The organism is Bacillus sp. 05T31 (assembly GCF_056396725.1).
The window spans coordinates 1-16,452 of the sequence record NZ_JBFTMA010000026.1 but is presented as its reverse complement, the minus strand read 5'-3'; the positions used below and the strand labels follow the sequence as shown (position 1 = coordinate 16,452).

At 33.8% G+C, this 16,452-nt stretch carries 17 protein-coding genes, 2 other RNA genes and 1 riboswitch; of the genes, 2 read left to right on the top strand and 17 right to left on the bottom strand.

The window, feature by feature from the left end:
- The 11 genes from AC1DJR_RS03400 to AC1DJR_RS03350 all read right to left on the bottom strand — a co-directional run.
- Positions 1–1,205, bottom strand: a 1,205-nt coding sequence (locus tag AC1DJR_RS03400) for an oligosaccharide flippase family protein (RefSeq protein WP_477002005.1), incomplete at its 3' end; no start/stop codon positions are given.
- 83 nt (positions 1,206–1,288) lie between these two features.
- Positions 1,289–1,927, bottom strand: coding sequence for a sugar transferase (locus AC1DJR_RS03395; RefSeq protein WP_477002004.1), 639 nt, complete (start codon positions 1,925–1,927; stop codon positions 1,289–1,291).
- A gap of 18 nt (positions 1,928–1,945) precedes the next feature.
- Positions 1,946–2,566, bottom strand: a complete 621-nt coding sequence (locus AC1DJR_RS03390) for a CpsD/CapB family tyrosine-protein kinase (protein WP_477002003.1) — start codon at positions 2,564–2,566, stop codon at positions 1,946–1,948.
- Positions 2,553–3,296 carry a YveK family protein gene (locus AC1DJR_RS03385; protein ID WP_477002002.1) on the bottom strand — a complete coding sequence of 248 codons (744 nt, stop codon included), beginning with the start codon at positions 3,294–3,296 and terminating at the stop codon, positions 2,553–2,555. The genes AC1DJR_RS03390 and AC1DJR_RS03385 overlap by 14 nt, the downstream gene beginning before the upstream one ends.
- The gene (locus tag AC1DJR_RS03380; protein WP_477002001.1) at positions 3,297–4,490 is read right to left on the bottom strand and encodes an acyltransferase family protein; all 1,194 of its coding nucleotides are present in this window, start codon (positions 4,488–4,490) and stop codon (positions 3,297–3,299) included.
- 328 nt (positions 4,491–4,818) lie between these two features.
- Entirely contained in the window at positions 4,819–4,959 is a 141-nt protein-coding gene (locus AC1DJR_RS03375; protein ID WP_429686662.1) for an FbpB family small basic protein, read from the bottom strand.
- 336 nt (positions 4,960–5,295) lie between these two features.
- Entirely contained in the window at positions 5,296–6,162 is an 867-nt protein-coding gene (locus AC1DJR_RS03370) for a 5'-3' exonuclease (RefSeq protein WP_002135339.1), read from the bottom strand.
- A 132-nt stretch (positions 6,163–6,294) separates the two neighbouring features.
- Positions 6,295–7,020: a P-type ATPase actuator domain-containing protein gene (locus AC1DJR_RS03365; RefSeq protein WP_477002000.1), complete on the bottom strand. Its 726-nt coding sequence runs from the start codon at positions 7,018–7,020 to the stop codon at positions 6,295–6,297.
- 354 nt (positions 7,021–7,374) lie between these two features.
- Positions 7,375–7,540, bottom strand: a riboswitch (M-box (ykoK) riboswitch).
- 203 nt (positions 7,541–7,743) lie between these two features.
- Positions 7,744–8,130, bottom strand: a complete 387-nt coding sequence (locus tag AC1DJR_RS03360; protein ID WP_002086561.1) for a DUF350 domain-containing protein — start codon at positions 8,128–8,130, stop codon at positions 7,744–7,746.
- Positions 8,127–9,362, bottom strand: coding sequence for a glutathionylspermidine synthase family protein (locus AC1DJR_RS03355; RefSeq protein WP_429692309.1), 1,236 nt, complete (start codon positions 9,360–9,362; stop codon positions 8,127–8,129). Before AC1DJR_RS03355 ends, AC1DJR_RS03360 begins: the two co-directional genes overlap by 4 nt.
- A gap of 3 nt (positions 9,363–9,365) precedes the next feature.
- The gene (locus AC1DJR_RS03350) at positions 9,366–9,677 is read right to left on the bottom strand and encodes a hypothetical protein (protein WP_477001999.1); all 312 of its coding nucleotides are present in this window, start codon (positions 9,675–9,677) and stop codon (positions 9,366–9,368) included.
- An 83-nt stretch (positions 9,678–9,760) separates the two neighbouring features.
- On the opposite strand from AC1DJR_RS03350, the gene AC1DJR_RS03345 reads away from it, so the two are divergent.
- The gene (locus AC1DJR_RS03345; protein ID WP_429686660.1) at positions 9,761–10,210 is read left to right on the top strand and encodes a hypothetical protein; all 450 of its coding nucleotides are present in this window, start codon (positions 9,761–9,763) and stop codon (positions 10,208–10,210) included.
- Positions 10,211–10,265: 55 nt separating this feature from the next.
- On the opposite strand, the gene ssrS (AC1DJR_RS03340) is transcribed toward AC1DJR_RS03345, so the two are convergent.
- From ssrS (AC1DJR_RS03340) to AC1DJR_RS03320, 5 genes are all read right to left on the bottom strand, one after another.
- Positions 10,266–10,449, bottom strand: a non-coding RNA gene (ssrS, locus tag AC1DJR_RS03340) — 6S RNA.
- Positions 10,450–10,470: 21 nt separating this feature from the next.
- Positions 10,471–10,653: non-coding RNA, 6S RNA (ssrS, locus tag AC1DJR_RS03335), on the bottom strand.
- A gap of 116 nt (positions 10,654–10,769) precedes the next feature.
- Positions 10,770–11,603 carry a sulfurtransferase gene (locus AC1DJR_RS03330; protein WP_044438068.1) on the bottom strand — a complete coding sequence of 278 codons (834 nt, stop codon included), beginning with the start codon at positions 11,601–11,603 and terminating at the stop codon, positions 10,770–10,772.
- 2 nt (positions 11,604–11,605) lie between these two features.
- Positions 11,606–11,878, bottom strand: a complete 273-nt coding sequence (locus tag AC1DJR_RS03325; RefSeq protein WP_353824728.1) for a YpbS family protein — start codon at positions 11,876–11,878, stop codon at positions 11,606–11,608.
- Between the two features lie 21 nt (positions 11,879–11,899).
- Positions 11,900–12,367, bottom strand: a complete 468-nt coding sequence (locus tag AC1DJR_RS03320; RefSeq protein ID WP_477001998.1) for a GNAT family N-acetyltransferase — start codon at positions 12,365–12,367, stop codon at positions 11,900–11,902.
- Positions 12,368–12,438: 71 nt separating this feature from the next.
- Here AC1DJR_RS03320 and AC1DJR_RS03315 point away from each other — a divergent pair, with 71 nt between their 5' ends.
- The gene (locus AC1DJR_RS03315) at positions 12,439–12,693 is read left to right on the top strand and encodes a DUF3931 domain-containing protein (RefSeq protein WP_000369740.1); all 255 of its coding nucleotides are present in this window, start codon (positions 12,439–12,441) and stop codon (positions 12,691–12,693) included.
- A gap of 3 nt (positions 12,694–12,696) precedes the next feature.
- On the opposite strand, the gene AC1DJR_RS03310 is transcribed toward AC1DJR_RS03315, so the two are convergent.
- Complete coding sequence (locus AC1DJR_RS03310; protein WP_477001997.1) at positions 12,697–16,356, bottom strand: dynamin family protein; 3,660 nt, start codon at positions 16,354–16,356, stop codon at positions 12,697–12,699.
- Between the last annotated feature and the right edge of the window lie 96 nt (positions 16,357–16,452).

Below are 16,452 nucleotides of genomic sequence, written 5' to 3'. Positions count from 1 at the left end.
GCACTTACTGTTATATATCCTACTAAGGCCACTATCTCAAATAAAACCATAGCATAAGCTGCCCCTATAACTCCCCAGATACTACTGAAGCTGTATAGCATAATTCCACCAATCACTAAAGCAACACACTGCACGACAGTTCTTTTCTTTTGCCCCCCACTCGTTGTTAAACCATCAGCGATAGCAATATTTATACTTTGTAACACAATAAGAAAAGATAATATTTGAAGTGGCTCTACTGCATTACTCCATTCCTCATGAAAAAATATAGAAATAAAATATGGCGCTAAATTATATAAGCCTATCGTCATACATATWCCCACRACYGCCATTGATTTCATTTGAAGCATATTTAATTTCATATGCTCTTCTAAATTATTTTGGTTATAATGTTTAAAGAGCACTGGGAAAAACGCTCCTGCAATTACCCCCGGCACCTGGTATAAAGCTGCTGGCATCCGATRAGCAACCGCGAAAACACCTACCATACTTAATGACAATGTATAGTTGAGTAAAATAGGTGCTAATTGTGGCGTACTCATTATTAAAAATCCACTTACAATAAAAGGTGTTAATTGCCAAAATAATCCTTTATGAACTATTACTTTCATATTCATATTCATTTTTCTTCTCATTACGTAAAAACTAAATAAACCACCGATCATATAACCAAAACCATATAAACGAGCCGTTATATACACTGGTAGTTCTCCGAAAATACAGATAAATGTAATTATGATGACAATAGATGCTGATACAACTTTAATAAGGGCTATATATTTCATACGTTCCATCAACTGAAAATAAGCAATCCCTATATTTTGCCACGTTAGTCCTATTAACATTAAGAACATTACGTTCAACATCATATAAATTAAATCCTTATCCTCATACACAAAATGAATAGCTATATAACCAATTACCGAAATGACAATTAGAAGAATCATCCTTATCTTTATATACGAAGATAAAATTGCCTCTAAATCTACTCCTTCCTTTGCTCCTTCTCGAAGAAATGTATTACTAAGTCCTAAATCTGTAAAAAATAACATAACAAACGTTAATGCGATTGCAACACTAAACATCCCGTAATTTTGTGCATTAAAAAAGTTGGCTAAAGCAATTAAGCTAATGGCTTGAAGAAGATTAGCTAAAATCGTACTATAAAATAAATGTACAATATTGTTTAGAATGGATCTACCCATACCAGTTCTCCTTTGCATGTAACCTACTTAGATTCGTTGTATATTCATCTATTATTTGTATAAAAACATATTTACTATGTTTTTTATCTTGCACCATTCCCATTCAATACAATTAAAACAGTTTTACATAAAATATGAATATCCATTCTAATTGTTTTCAATTCCATATATTCCATATCCAATTTTAACTTTTCTTTCGGATCAAGATTATATCCTCCATTTATTTGTGCCCATCCTGTTAACCCCGGCTTCACCAATAAACGGTGCTTGAATTCTGGAATATTAACTTCGAATTGTTCATAAAAATACTCTCTCTCTGGTCTAGGACCAACAAAAGACATATCACCTTTTAAAATATTTATAAGTTGTGGTAATTCATCAATTCTCGTTTTTCTTATAAACAATCCAACCTTTGTAATTCTCGGATCATTTTCATTTGCCCATTGTGGTCCGTTCTTTTCAGCATCACTAACCATCGATCTTAATTTAAATAAATTAAACTTGTTTCCATTAATCCCTAATCGCTCTTGAAAGTAGATTGGAGCCCCTGATGTTTCTAAAGCAATCAWMATACAAAARAACAAYATAATTGGTATCGTWAAAAGTAACAATATGAGTGAAAATATAATATCAAACAAGCGTTTTACACTTCGATTCAAAAYCTTATCCTTTTCTTGAGCYGGAATAGCATACAACTTAGCTTGATTTGTTTCACGAATCATGGATCGTTACCTCCAAATTCAAGAATATAAAACTATACCTAGCAATTCACATTCTTTCCGCTTTATGTCCGCTATTACTTTTTKYACTGTRCGCAGCGAATCTTTYCGTTTTTTGACTGCCAARATTACTCCATCRCATTTYYCCACAATAATRTRCGTMGCAGGAAGCTCAAATACTTCRGATGAATAAAAGAAAATRTAATCAAARTCTWCTTTCCACTTRTCWATTACATTATCAAATTCATCCATAGCAACTAASGGCGTTCCGCTGTGTACTGTTTTTTTTGCAGGAATACAATACAAGTATTTAGACAAATCACTTGAAAACGTTTCATAATTACATGGATGGGAGCTTATTATATCGTTTACTGTTGTCATATGATCGCTTTGTAATAGTAGGTGTAGTTTAGGGTCCGAAAAATTCACATCGATAAGTAACACCTTTTTTTTCATTTCCGCAAAAACTAGCCCCATATTTACTATAAGCGAGGCAACAACGCCTCTGTCCTTCGTTGAAATAACTGAGAATAGTTGTTTTCCAGATTTTTTCAACTCGTGATATACAGTATAAAACTGCTCTTTCATCAGAGCATCATGCGGATCGAATGGCAGCTTTTTCTTTGTCTTAAACATCGACATGTTCACCTCGATATATAGATGATTGCTTATCAACCTCTTTAGGTTTCTTTTTTCTTTTCGGTTTCATATTTATATGACCAATAACAGAGACTGTCGTTATTTTCTCTAAATCCTGTTCCACGTATATACGTTCATCAAAATAATCTCGAAATACAGCTAAACCTACACCAACAAAAAAACTAACAATTAAAGAGATAGGAATGATAAGTTGAAATTTCGGAAACAGTTTTTCAGCTTCTTCCTGTAACTCTCGGTCAGTTAATATTTTTACCCCTTGTACATTCGTATACTGTTGAAAGCTTTTTTGAGATTGTTCTGCCAATGACTTTACAATTTCTTTCACGATTTTAGGATCCGAATCTTTTACTGTAACAGTAACAATTTGTGAGTTGTCCGTATTCAACACCGAAATTTTTTGTGCTAATTCATAACTTGATTGTTCTAATTTCAAAGTGTTTYTTACTGTCGAAATAATAAGTGGACTTTTTAAAATGTCAACAAACGATGTTACAAGTTGCTTATTTTCTTGTGTTTTATTCGCTGTATTTTCCTTATTAAACTCATCTAAATTTCCAACAAGAATTTGCGCTGAATATTGATACGAAGGCTTTAGCACATACATAGAAATAAGAACTAGAGAAACGGTTAAACAACACATCGTCAAAATGATCGTTACGAATCTTCTTTTCAATAACTGTTGAAAATCTTTTATACTCATTTCTTGCTTCAATTATTTCACCGCCTTTGTCTGAATAACATCCTGCACGTCATTTTCTACAAATAACTCCTTCTTCTCTCTATYCGCTCGTTTTGTTACATACTTTCCGACTCTACATGCAAATTTTTCTACAAATACATACGAAATCGTTGCTAGTATAAGCGAAAGAATAAGCGACAAAATTAAAACAATAGGTAACGGTAATATTTCATGGAGCACGTATATAAGAGAAAATAAAGATATGATATGGTATAAATAAAGACTGTAAGAAATCTTCCCCAAATATAACAAGTATTTATTATGCAGCAAGAACGACAAAGTTGATACTGACAAGCTTAATATGACAAATAGACATGCACTTATCGCTACTACGTAGTCTCGAAATATAAAATTATTGAGCACTTTAATTTCTCCAATAAGCCCTTCATACATATAAAGTAAAATCGCAAATAAAAACCATGTAATTTTCGTGTTTTTAGTACAATTACTATAAAAAGCCATTAAATTATTTTTATACTTCGCAACTAGTGCTCCTAGTAAAAAYAGCACTGTRTAATGCAACGTTAATACATAGCTTGTTAATGTTAAACTCGAGCGAAATAAGAATAATATCACGACAGAACATATACTAAAACTAAACAATGATAGTAATGAACCCCTTACTGTTTTTCGTAAACAAACCATCAAAACTAACGGAAAAATTATAGATATTCGCATTTCATGTACAAGTGACCAAATCACACTGTTATATGTATCTGTATTATATTTCCCAAYCAATAAAACATGCTGTGCTATTAGACTTRAAGAACTTTCAATCGTCCATGAGCGATTAAACCATTCGCTTAAATAAGAAATACCATATTTACTTATTGTAGTCTGGCATATAATAGCTATGACTATTGCCACAATATAYGGAATRTATATTCTGCATATACGTTTTAAAAGGTATGATCCATAGCTACTATWTGTTTTTTGAATAGATTCATACAAAACAAATCCACTCAAAACAAAAAAGATAATAACAGATTCGTTACCACTACTAAAAATAAGACGTGCAGGCGTTTCTTTTAATAGATATACAACAAATGGTTTATTATCTTCATAACTGTAATTTTGAAATGCTGAGAAAATCATCAAATAATGACCAATCATTACTACCAATGAAGAAATTCCTCTTATAGAATCCAGTTCTTCATGCCTCTCCATCGTTTTACATCAACTCCTAATGAAATGATAATAATCATTTCAAAGCGACATCTTTATTCATATTCCTCTCCTTTCTTTTCATTCCAATTTTTCATATTAAAATGATTTTATAGTATAAATTTGAGTGTATTGTAACATTTTTTGCAATATTATGAATAGTAAATCCTGAAAAATGGTATATACCAATTTCAACCTCGAAAAATGGGTAATATTGTTAGAAAAACACTATAAAAATATGTTGCATACTTACAAAATTAAAGAGAGGACTAGTGTTTTTTCAATATAAAATAAAAAAGATAGCCTTTATAGGCTATCTTTTTTATTTTATTTAATTATTAGCGCCACTATATGCTACATGTCGTTTCTCAATCCGTTCTTCAATTTCTTTCATATTCTCTTTATTAGTTAGTAGGGATTGTTTATTTTCTATTAATAATTGTTTAAAGGATTTTCTCACTTTTTTTCGCATGTTTATTTTCCTCCTTGGGGGATGGTTTATATAAAAGATAACTTGAAACTTTAATCAATGAGAGGATTTACCCTCACTAATTATTAGCCTACATCAATCGGGCTTTTACAGGGCGTTACTCTTCCATCATCACTCTTTATTCAGCTATAATACTGAGATAGAAGTCCTATCTCCCGTTAATGCGGGATAAGGATTTATCTGTGTGTCCTTATAATAGTTGATTGTTGTGAATTCCATTTGAACTTCATATGAAAATTCCGTTTATTTTCTGACAACTTTGTGAACAAAAAAAGAAAGGTTGATCAAAAATATATTTGATCAACCTTTCCATGCTCTTTAAAGCATATTAATTAATATTTCAGGTCTTCCCCAATTCATTTCGTTACAAACAAAGCGTAGTTTTTCTTCGTCCATTGTGTGTAACCCTTCTTCTAATAAGCATGAAATTGGAACTTCACAATGAATTTGCGCTAATTGTAAAGAGATATTTAAATTCTCTAAATCACTTTCAATTTTTGTGCGCTGCGCTTTCGTTAATGATGCTATATTTTCTAGCACTGCCGATACTGTCCCGTATTCTTGAATCAGCTTATACGCTGTTTTTTCACCAATACCTTTTACACCCGGATAATTATCACTTGTATCWCCCATGAAAGCTTTCGCATGAACAATTTGCCAAGGTTCTACACCTTTCTCTTCCATGATTTTTTCCGGTGTGTAATACTCGTAATTTCCAATTCCTTTACGAAGAAGCATAACTGTAACATTCGTATCAACAAGTTGAAGTAAATCTGTATCACCTGTCAAAATATAAACTTCCGCTTCATTGCAATATTGTTTTGCAAGCGTACCAATACAATCATCCGCTTCATAACCTTTCATACCGATTACAGGCATAGATAATTTCGCAGTCATTTCTTGCACTAAATCAAATTGCGGAATTAATTCTTCCGGCGGTGCTGCACGATTTGCTTTATAATTCGAGAAAGATTCCGTTCTAAATGTCGTACTTCCCATATCCCAGCACGTTACAATGTGCGTTGGTTCGATTGCTTGTGTTGCTGTTAATAAATGCTTCATATAACCATGAATCCCATTCGTCGGGGTACCATCTTGTCGTTTCATAAATTGTCCATATACACTTGTTGCGTAAAAAGCACGAAATAATAGTGCCATACCATCAACTAATAATACTTTTTTCATAATTCCTCTCCTACTAACAAAAAATAATAACCTCACGTTATCACGTAAGGTTATATATAGATTACCATTCTACGTTTCTGTTCAACTTTGTCTATTATACATTGTTTTTGTATATTTAGCATCATTAACACATTAAGACATTCTACCGCAGCACGTATGAAGTATTCCTGAATACGTATTTTTACCTGTCGAAACAACTACAGCCTTTGCATTTCCGTCAACAATATACGTACCTTTGAAACATACATTTTCAAGTTCAAGTGGATTATAGTCTTTCATCCGTTTTAATGGAATAAATCGTTTACGTTCAAGATGATAGCAACTTTCAAATTTCTCAATACTAGCATCATTTCCTGTCAGCATAGATTCATTTACTAATAAATCATTTGCATAAATAATACGTACATCTGCTGGCACTGTATCGCCCTCTGAAAGAAAAATCATATCTCCAGGTACAAGCTCTTGTATTGGTAATTTCATCATTTTCAGTTCACTGTTTAGCCCTGTTACGCTACAGCCAGCTACTCTAGAAACAGTAACTGTTTCACATTGTAATTCATCACCCATATTTTGTTTTGAAAGACCTGGGATCATTCCACTTAGCTTCATCATTACTTCCGYAATACGCGCTCTTTTTGAAGTTAATTCATTTCGRCCGTATACTTGAATACGCTTTTGTGCCTCTTTCATAGATAGTCCGTCTCTTGTTGTTTTAAAATACGCAAATACAGATTTTACATCTCTTGTTGCAATTTCAATTAATAAATCTTTATTTTTTTGAAGCATTGTTTGTTCTTTCATTGCTTTTTTACTTAATTTATACGAAGTGTTACCCACACTTTTATTTACATATAACATATTATCGTCTCCTCCTTTACAACATAGGAAGAAACGCTTTGTTTCTCAATTTATCCACTTTACTGTGAAAGTGTCTAGCGCTTAAATACTCGAATAAACGCTACATTATGATAAATATAGAGGGAGGAACAAGTCGTTTCCTGCCTACATCATATATTTTTGATTTGAAGTATATGGGTAACGGAACCGAGTCAGAATTTGACATGCTCCTCACCTCCTCTTTAATTTTTTAGTTATAATCTATACTATGAAATTACTCATAGCTTGCTAACAAAAAAGACCCTTACTCATAAGAGAGCAAAGGTCATTGCATACACAAATAAGCGATTCCCAATATAATACAATTAGAAATCTACGGACCTCTCCCTCGCCGAGTTTTAGCACTGTATAGCATAGGTTCATTACCAGCTACGTTAAGAAAAACCTTAATTCGATCATTCCTGTTGACCCATTGGCGTCTCTCGACATTTTTGGGCAGTAGCATTTCTCTATACAGGAGCCTCACCTAACAGAGACTTATTATAATTACATAGAAAATGTTACTCTTATTTAAAATAGATGTCAACACTTTGTATGGAAACTTTTCCTTATTACAATAACTATCTCGAGTTTAGTACACTAATACGCATCCTGCTCAGCGTTCGGCTACATAAATTAATTGAACGCATATTGCAAAAAATTAGCAAATGAAAAATAAAACCCTTACGTTAAAATGTAAGGGTTTTAATACGTTACACAACCAGCAATTACAATTCCGATGGAAAGTGATAAAAACATAAGGAAAAGACCAACTGCTTGATTATCTTCTTCAAGACTTTTATTAATATTAAAACGTGGTGTAAGCCATTCCGCTAAATAAAAGACAATAATTTGAGCTAAGATCCCAACAGCTCCCCATGAAACCATATCAAGAATTGAAATAGAATTAGCAGCCGTTGAATATAAAACGATAGCAAGACCAAGTAGTCTTCCTCCAAGTACATAGCTTACCGCTTTATTCCCTTGAGCCATTAACTTAAATTCCTTAACTTTCGTTGTCACTTCCATAAGAAAAAGACCGATACATAAAAGTACAAGTGATACTGCTAAATATAGTAAAAAATTAATCATTTATTTTCCTCCTTCTTAATACCTACCGGTAAATAATACGATTCATTTCCCGTAATTTTTTCTCCGGCACGTATACCGATGCTGCTCGCTTTTCCAGCAATTAAAAAAGCCCCAAACACGTACGACAGCTTCTCAATTCCTTTTTCAGTTTCCAAAAATACAACTGGAAGCTCTATATATTTCTGAAATATAGGCAGTGACGATTTATACGTTTCATGTGCATTTCGAATCATAATATTTGTATCCTTATCACGAATCGTAATCGTGTCACCTTCCCTACCGAACGAAGGTTTTTGAACGAAAGGACTTTTCCCCAAAAATAAATCTGGCTCTAAATATGTAGGAAGCATATATTCTTTAATCCACTTTTGTTCCTCACTTGTGTAAAAAGCACCTTCTTCTGCTAATCCCCAAATAAGACATTGAATTGATTTCGGCTGAAGTAAAAAGGCCGACAAAGGATTTATAATAAAAAGCTTTCCTTCTTTTACAAGTTGCAAAAGTTCTACTCCCACCAAATCCCCCGTTTCGGGATCTTGATCTTCAATYAAGTCTTCAATTGGATATGTTTGGCGATACAAAACATCAATTGGTAAACCATCTCTATCTACTAAAGCATCATCTGTAATTCTAAGTTCTGTCATTGGCATCACTTTATTTTCAACATGACATAGTCCACTCAAATACATAGTCGTATTCCAATCTTCTATATGTTCAAGATGAGCTGTGAAAACAACATTTGGATCTTCCATTCCTTTTGTAAACTCCATTACGGCTTTTGTAATACCAGAAGAAAGTAAGCGCTCTTGATTTGCATTTGGATCATCATAGTCAAGTTCTTCACAAACTTTTCCATTCATTTGAAAGCATTCCACAATAAAAGTTGGAGTATCACTATTAAACTCAAGCATTTTAATACGATTATCCTCTGTTAAAGCAAAATCAAATCGTGAAATAACAGATTCAGGATACATCCCTTTCAGTCTAATAAAAGGCAAGCTTGCAGTTGGAAAACCGAGTTCAAGAAGCTGTTCATTAGATAAATTCCGAAGAATTCTAGCAGTCTTAAAAAATATTTTTCCCATTCGTTCAGTTGCTACTTGTAATTGTTTCATTGTTTGCTCTGTTATCGGGAAAACATGAAACAAACTATACTCACATTCATATAAATCCGACCAGAAATGAGGATAATTCGAATAAAATTCTTTTCTTTTCTTTATGTATTGCGACATATTTTAACCTCCAAATCCACCTTTTGAACCGCTTCCAATTCCACCTTTAAATTCGGCCGAAGATTGATAAGTTTTAAACTCTGATGAATTTTTGAAGGTGGATTTATTTTGATAGTATKTACCACCATAAAAGTAATGTCCACGATAACCTGAACTACTATCATCACACTGCCAAACACCAAGYTCATCATCCCAATCCCAATCAGAACAACTATTATCATTCGGTTCGGGGGGAATATCTTGCGCRCAGCCAAATAAAGTGCCCGTCATTAAAGATGTTAGGACACYACCTACTAGCCATTTCGTTTTTGTCACCTTTGCACTCCCCTTTTTAAATTATATTTCTATTATATAAGATGTCATGATAAAGTAGAAGAAAAAGGAAGAAGAGGGATAAAATGAGATTGGAATATCGGCTCAATGATGAAACAAACGGGTATCCAGCTTTATGGAACTACGCAAATATTTCTAATTCTGAAATTGTCGCGCGCATGACTTGTGAATATTTTATAAAAGATGGAAATACATATATCGTTACTGCAACTTCAGTAGATCCAGACGGGACAGCAGTGTTATATATACAAAAAGAAGTTTTTTCCAACGACCCTTCAGATCCTACATACTCGCACATAGGTTTTGAAATTAGAGAACTAAAGGAAACCTGCTCAATTATGATAAAAAGTAAAGATATTTGGAATTACGAGGATATCTTACCCTCTCTCCATTCAGATATTATATATATTCAACGGGATGGAATACATTTGGAATTCACCCTCGATTCAAGAGAAATTGATGAAGACCGCAAGTGCTATATTTATTATGGGAACTTTACAGGTAAATCKAGATAACATGAGTATATTTATTCAACAAAAAAACCTTACGTATAAAACGTAAGGTTTTTTATATAGTCCCACATATGCCGTTATCTATAGATGTCCATAAACCTGCTTTCACAGGTGGATGTTCTCACAAATGTTTGTAACTTCCTTCTTAAAAAGATGGCCTGCTATCTACATTTAAATATTGAACTTCCGCATTATACTTATTGGTTTAAGACATACACAAGCTACGTACACCGTAGGAATTTTATATACTATTAGTTGAAATAAGACCCCCGCAAGTGCCGTCTCTCGTAAATGTCCAAAAACCCGCTACTCGCAGGTGGATGCCCTCACAGTTACCGTATATCTTCCTCCACAAGGAAGGCTTGATAATGGTCACTAAATATTGAGCTTCCGTAAAACTAACATCGGTTTTAGACATAAATAAGTTACGCACACCGCAGGATGTATTATTTACTTGTCGTTATATTATCACATTGTTTCCAATGTGTAAAATATAATTTTTTTGAAGCAATCTCTTGCTTGTGACCTTATTTTAATACAAATTATTTTTGCATGCAAGTGATTAATCTTCTTCTTTTGCAATTTGATTTTCTGGATAAGAAATCCAATCACTCCAGCTACCTGTATACAATTTAACATTTTGAAAACCAGCTAATTTTAATGCAACTATGTTCGGACACGCTGTAACACCAGAACCACAATATACGATTGTTTCCTTCTCTTTATCAAGATTTTGGAAACGCCCTTGCTGTTCCTCTTCGTTTTTAAAGTGTCCCGATTCTAAAATCCCATCTTTCCAAAAATAGTTTACTGCCGTCGGAATATGCCCTGCCTTCAAATCAACGAGCTCTTCCGCACCAGCATAACGTTTTGGTTCCCTAGAATCAATTAATGTCATATTTGCACCTGCACGAATATTCCCTCTCACATCTTCCATCGTTACAAGCATATTTTCTTGTATTTCCGGTATAAAAGGTTTTCGTGCAATAACTGGGATATTCGGCGTTGTGTGTAGTCCATTCTCTTTCCAAGCTGGAAATCCGCCATCTAATATATATACTTTCTCATGTCCTACATAGTTTAATAACCACCAGAGACGAGATGCATTTGCACCCGCTTGACTGTCGTATGCAATTACTGTCGTATGTTCACCAATACCAGCTTGTGAAAGCTTGTCTGCAAACTCCTCAATATTCGGCAATGGATGGCGACCACCATGTTCTGTTACAGGACTTGATAAATCTACATTCAAATCAAAATATAACGCATGAAGAATATGTTCTTCCTCATACTTTTCTCTACCCCAATTAGGATTCGCTAAATCAAAACGACAATCGATTATACGGACATTCTCATCTTCTATATGCTCACGTAACCATTCGACTGTAACTATCATCTTTAACGACCTTCTTTCTCTTGCAAACGACTTACATACTCCATAACCATTTCTTCTGTAACAAATTTACGCTGCAGTGTAACACCATTTTTTGCAAGATCATTAATTTGCTTTGTTACAACATTAATGATATCAACCGAAAATTCTTTCCCCTTTAACGCAAGAGATACGGCTGCTTCAATAGCTGCTTCACGCTGCGCATCTAATTGTAAACATGCTTTTACACTTTCATTTTGTTTACGAGAATGTGCTGTAATTGCTTTATGTACTTCCATCTTCTCTTCCCCCTAAATAAGTTATACGTTCTTATTCAATTCCATTGCAAGCCGAATCATATCGCGACATACAATCCCATTTTCAATAATCTCTTCTTCATAATGCTTTGAAAAGTAATCAAAATCAATAGAAAAAATACGAAATCCACATTTTTGATATAAAGCAAGTTGTGAAACACTAGAATTGCCTGTACCAACTTCAAGTTTTGACATACCATATCCTTTAGCAGTTTCTACGGCATGACTTAATAGCTGCTTTCCAATCCCTTTTCCTTGCAAATGCTCTACAACCGCAATATTCATAATTTCCATYGTCYTYGGTCTTGTTTCCAAAAGMACATATACACCGATGATTCTTTCTTCTTGTTTAGCTATATACGTAAACCCTCTCTGTACATATGCATCAATTTGGCTTTCACTTGGRTCAGCAAGMARTAATAAAGRTTTCGGTATAGCTTCTTTCGAAATACGCTCTATGACAACAGACATAAAAATTCCCCCTCCTCTATTGTTCTAAACCCCCCTTGTCTACCATAGATAATAGAAAGGAGGGATTCACCATGGACAACAATGAGAAAAAATGCAACGTCATCTCTATTGATGGAAAGAAAAAGAAGAGCGACACATATTCCTATCCAAAATTAGTAGTAGAAAACAAAACGTATGAGTTTTCTTCATTCGTCTTATGCGGTGAAACACCAGACGGCAGACGCTTAGTTCTTACYCATATGATTTCTACYGATGARTTTGCWGGGTTTGTAAAATCTTTAGATACTGTACTACAAAAGAAAATTGAACGAATCTTTTTTTCATAACAGCTATTTAATATAAATTTCTTTTTCAATTTCTACTAACTGCTTTTGTAGCTCTTCTTTACTTTGTTCGTATAGCGATACATCAATTGTTTCAGCTAAAGCGAATAATATACTTTCATAATAATTCTCAACGTCTTGCTGCATCACTTTTTGGAATAGGTTCCATTTTGCATCCCACTCTTGCTTATAATGATGAACGAATAAATCTTCTTCATCAACTACATAGTTTGATACGAAAGGTTCTAACACTCCTTTAGCGTCTTCTTGCATAAAAGCTTTATCATTTTTTTCAAAAAAGCTTTTCTCATTTTTAAAATGTGCTAGTGCCTTTTTAAAATCTTTTATTTCTATTGAAGGAAACGGCTCTTTATGTGTAATAATTTTATATTCATAATCCAMTGTTCCACCCATAGAAATCGATTCATTTTCCACTTTGCAATTCACAACAATTTCATCCTTTGCACGCTTCATCGCTTCATCTATCCATTTTTCAAGACGTAATGATGTCGCACGCATTTCTTGTAATAAATCATGTTGAATAAATGAAACTAATTCCATTACACATTGCTGTAACTGCATTTTCACATTCCCATCTGTTCGTAACGACGCCGGATTAATAAATTCAGTAAACACATCGTTATAGCGTAAAAATAGACGTTGGTGTACATAATAAAGCAATTCTTTCACTTCATTTTGCATTGCTTGCTCTTCAGCAAGTACACTATATGATGAAATAATATGAAGTAGCTGATTACGCTCTGCTTCATATTTTTTTGTTTGCTTCTCTTTCTCATCATTTCCCTGCTTTGCGCCATTTATCATATTTACAAGAAGCTGATTCGCTCCTTGCAATGCACCATATAAAGCATGCACAGATACAAGCATTAAATCCCTCATCATAAAGGACGTAAATGATTCTTCAAACTTAGTAATCCCGGAGTTTTGTAAAATACCATACTTTTCTTTATCAATACTTTTCCCTTGCTTTTCTTCAAGCGCACATAAACTTGAAATTGCAAATAAACGTGGACTTCTAATACCGTATTGCAGGAGCTGATCGGCAATATAACCTTTTACCATTTCAAGTTCTTCTTCAGATTGTGCTAAATCGGCAGCATTTATTAAGAAGAACATTTTATCAAGTGCAAATGTATCCTTTACACGACCGAGCTGAATTAAAAATTCACGATCCGCACGAGAGAAAACATGATTATAGTATGTTACGAATAAAATAGCATCTGCGTTTTTAATATACTGGAATGCAACATCCGTATGGCGCGCGTTAATAGAATCCGCCCCTGGTGTATCTACAAGAGCTACTCCTTGCCTTGTTAAAGCACAATCATAATAAAGCTCCATATACTCAACAAAGCATGATTTTTCTTCATTAGCTACATAATCAGAGAACTCCTCTAACGTAACTTGTAATTGTTCCCCTAAATGATTAGCAACTGCCTCATATCCTTTTTGTACCGCTCGCAAAAAGCTAAATGTTGTTTTTTGCTTCCCGCTTGGTGAAGGGTATTTCATAATTTGATCAATTTTCGTTAACGCTTCTTCCAATGTAGCAATTTCATAGTGAAACATTTTATAAACAGCTTTCATATCTTCTAACAGCGCTTGCTCTGACTTAAACTGGACAATTACCGTTCCATGTGGTTTATCTTCTGTAACTGGCAAAATTTGATTTATTGTTGCTGTCGTTGGGTTTGGCGATACAGGAAGTACCTTTTCACCGAGCAATGCGTTAGCAAATGATGATTTCCCAGCACTAAAAGCTCCAAATAACGCTACTGTAAATTGCTTCGTTTCTACACGCTGTCTTTTTCCAACTACTTCTTGCTGTAGATGTTTCAGTGTAGGCAATGGATCTAATATCGTTTCAGCTTTCTTCACTTTTTCTAATATACGCTGAATATTTAAAGCTTTCGTTCCTTTAATCTCTTCTTCACTAGCCGCTACGTTATCATTTACAATTTCTTGCTCTTGTAGTTTAAACTTCTCACTAACAACTTGTTTTTTACTTTGTAATATTTCGTCTATTTGCAATCCATCTGGTATAGAAACATTTTCATTCCAAATATCTCCTAAATACCTCTCATATTCCTCATACGTCTTAATGTACTGTAATTTTGTTTCTTTTGCTGTTTGTAACATCGTGTATTTTTCAATTTCTTCTTCAATACGAGCAATCTCTATCTTCACTTTCTTCTGCAATATACCCGTACTTTTTCCAAAGATTTGCTGTGATTTCATAAAGTATCTTTTCTTTAACTCATTTGCAACGTCAGCAGTATAAAGAAGTAAGTAATCACCGGTAAATCCAGCCCCCTGTTTAATTGTTTCAGCCAACACTTCCGGTCCGAAAGCAATTTCTAACGCATATATGTCTTTCCCTATTTCCTCTGTAAATAACCCTTCTTCTTTTAAKAAGGCTACAATAAATTCTTTCACATGAAAATCAAGTTGCGTTTCAACAGTCTTTTGAAGAGCAGAATAAAAAGCATCTACACGTCTCTGTTTTTCTTGCTCCGTCTTTCCTTTCGCAAATAACAAACCAACTTTAAACTTCGTTAATTTCGTTTCTAAATATTTATTTGCCAATTCTCTCATTTCAAATGGCATTAAATACGCGTTATCTAATATGGCTTGTAAACCTTTTATAAATTCATTTCTCACATCAGATTCTTTACTAGCCACCCGATTTTTATTTTCAGTTAACTCTTCCTTTTTTTCAACTATCTCTGAAAGTGACAGTGGTGATGTTAATTCTTCTTCATATTTCATGAGATGTTTTTCATTTTCAGARAGAATAAACGAACAATGTTCTTGCAGTAAATATTCTGTTTCTCGCTCCATTCCCTTTCTTACATACTGCTCTTTTTCTTTCATGATAGAAAAGATTAATGCTTCTAAACTTTGAATTTCATTGTATGGATGATTCATCATTCGCAATGATGTATAGAAAATACCATCTACTTCAATATCCCAGTTAGAAAAAGACTGTTTTACACTATCTCTATACTCTTCAAACGATAACTCATTTTCTTTATGTTTATCTATTTGGTTTACAACGAGATAAACCGTTTTATTACGTTGTTTCAATTCTTTAACAAACTGTAAGTTAACCTCTGATTGGACATGGTTATAATCCATCATATAGAAAATAACATCTGCTAGATGCAGTGTTGATTCCGTCGCTAATTGGTGGGCATCATCCGTAGAATCAATTCCGGGCGTATCAACTAACATAACCCCATCAGGAATTGGCGCATCATTTCGATAAATATGAACACCAATTACTTCATCACCGTCTTTACATATCTGTTTTAATTCTTCTGCTGAATATGCGCCGTCATATTCATACTGTTCTCCAGACTTAATCGTTACAACAACACGATCAGATCCTCTTTCAATTTTAACAACGTTAGCACTCGTTGGAATCGGACTTGTCGGTAATAATTGCGCTTTATATAGGTGATTCATCATTGTCGATTTCCCCGCAGAAAAATGACCACAAAAAGCTAGCATAAGCTGCTCTTGTTTATATTTTTGAATCACTTCAAACAACTTCAAACTATTCTCTACATCGCCGTTTTTTTGCCACTCTTCATAAAAACAAACAAGTTTTTTCATACCGTTTGTCTGTACTATGTTTGTCATCCCCTTGTTCCCCTTTATCCAAGATGTATATACTTTATCCCGCTATTTGTGGACAGTAAAAACCCGTTTCGTGCGGGCTAGTAATCAGTGAGGGAT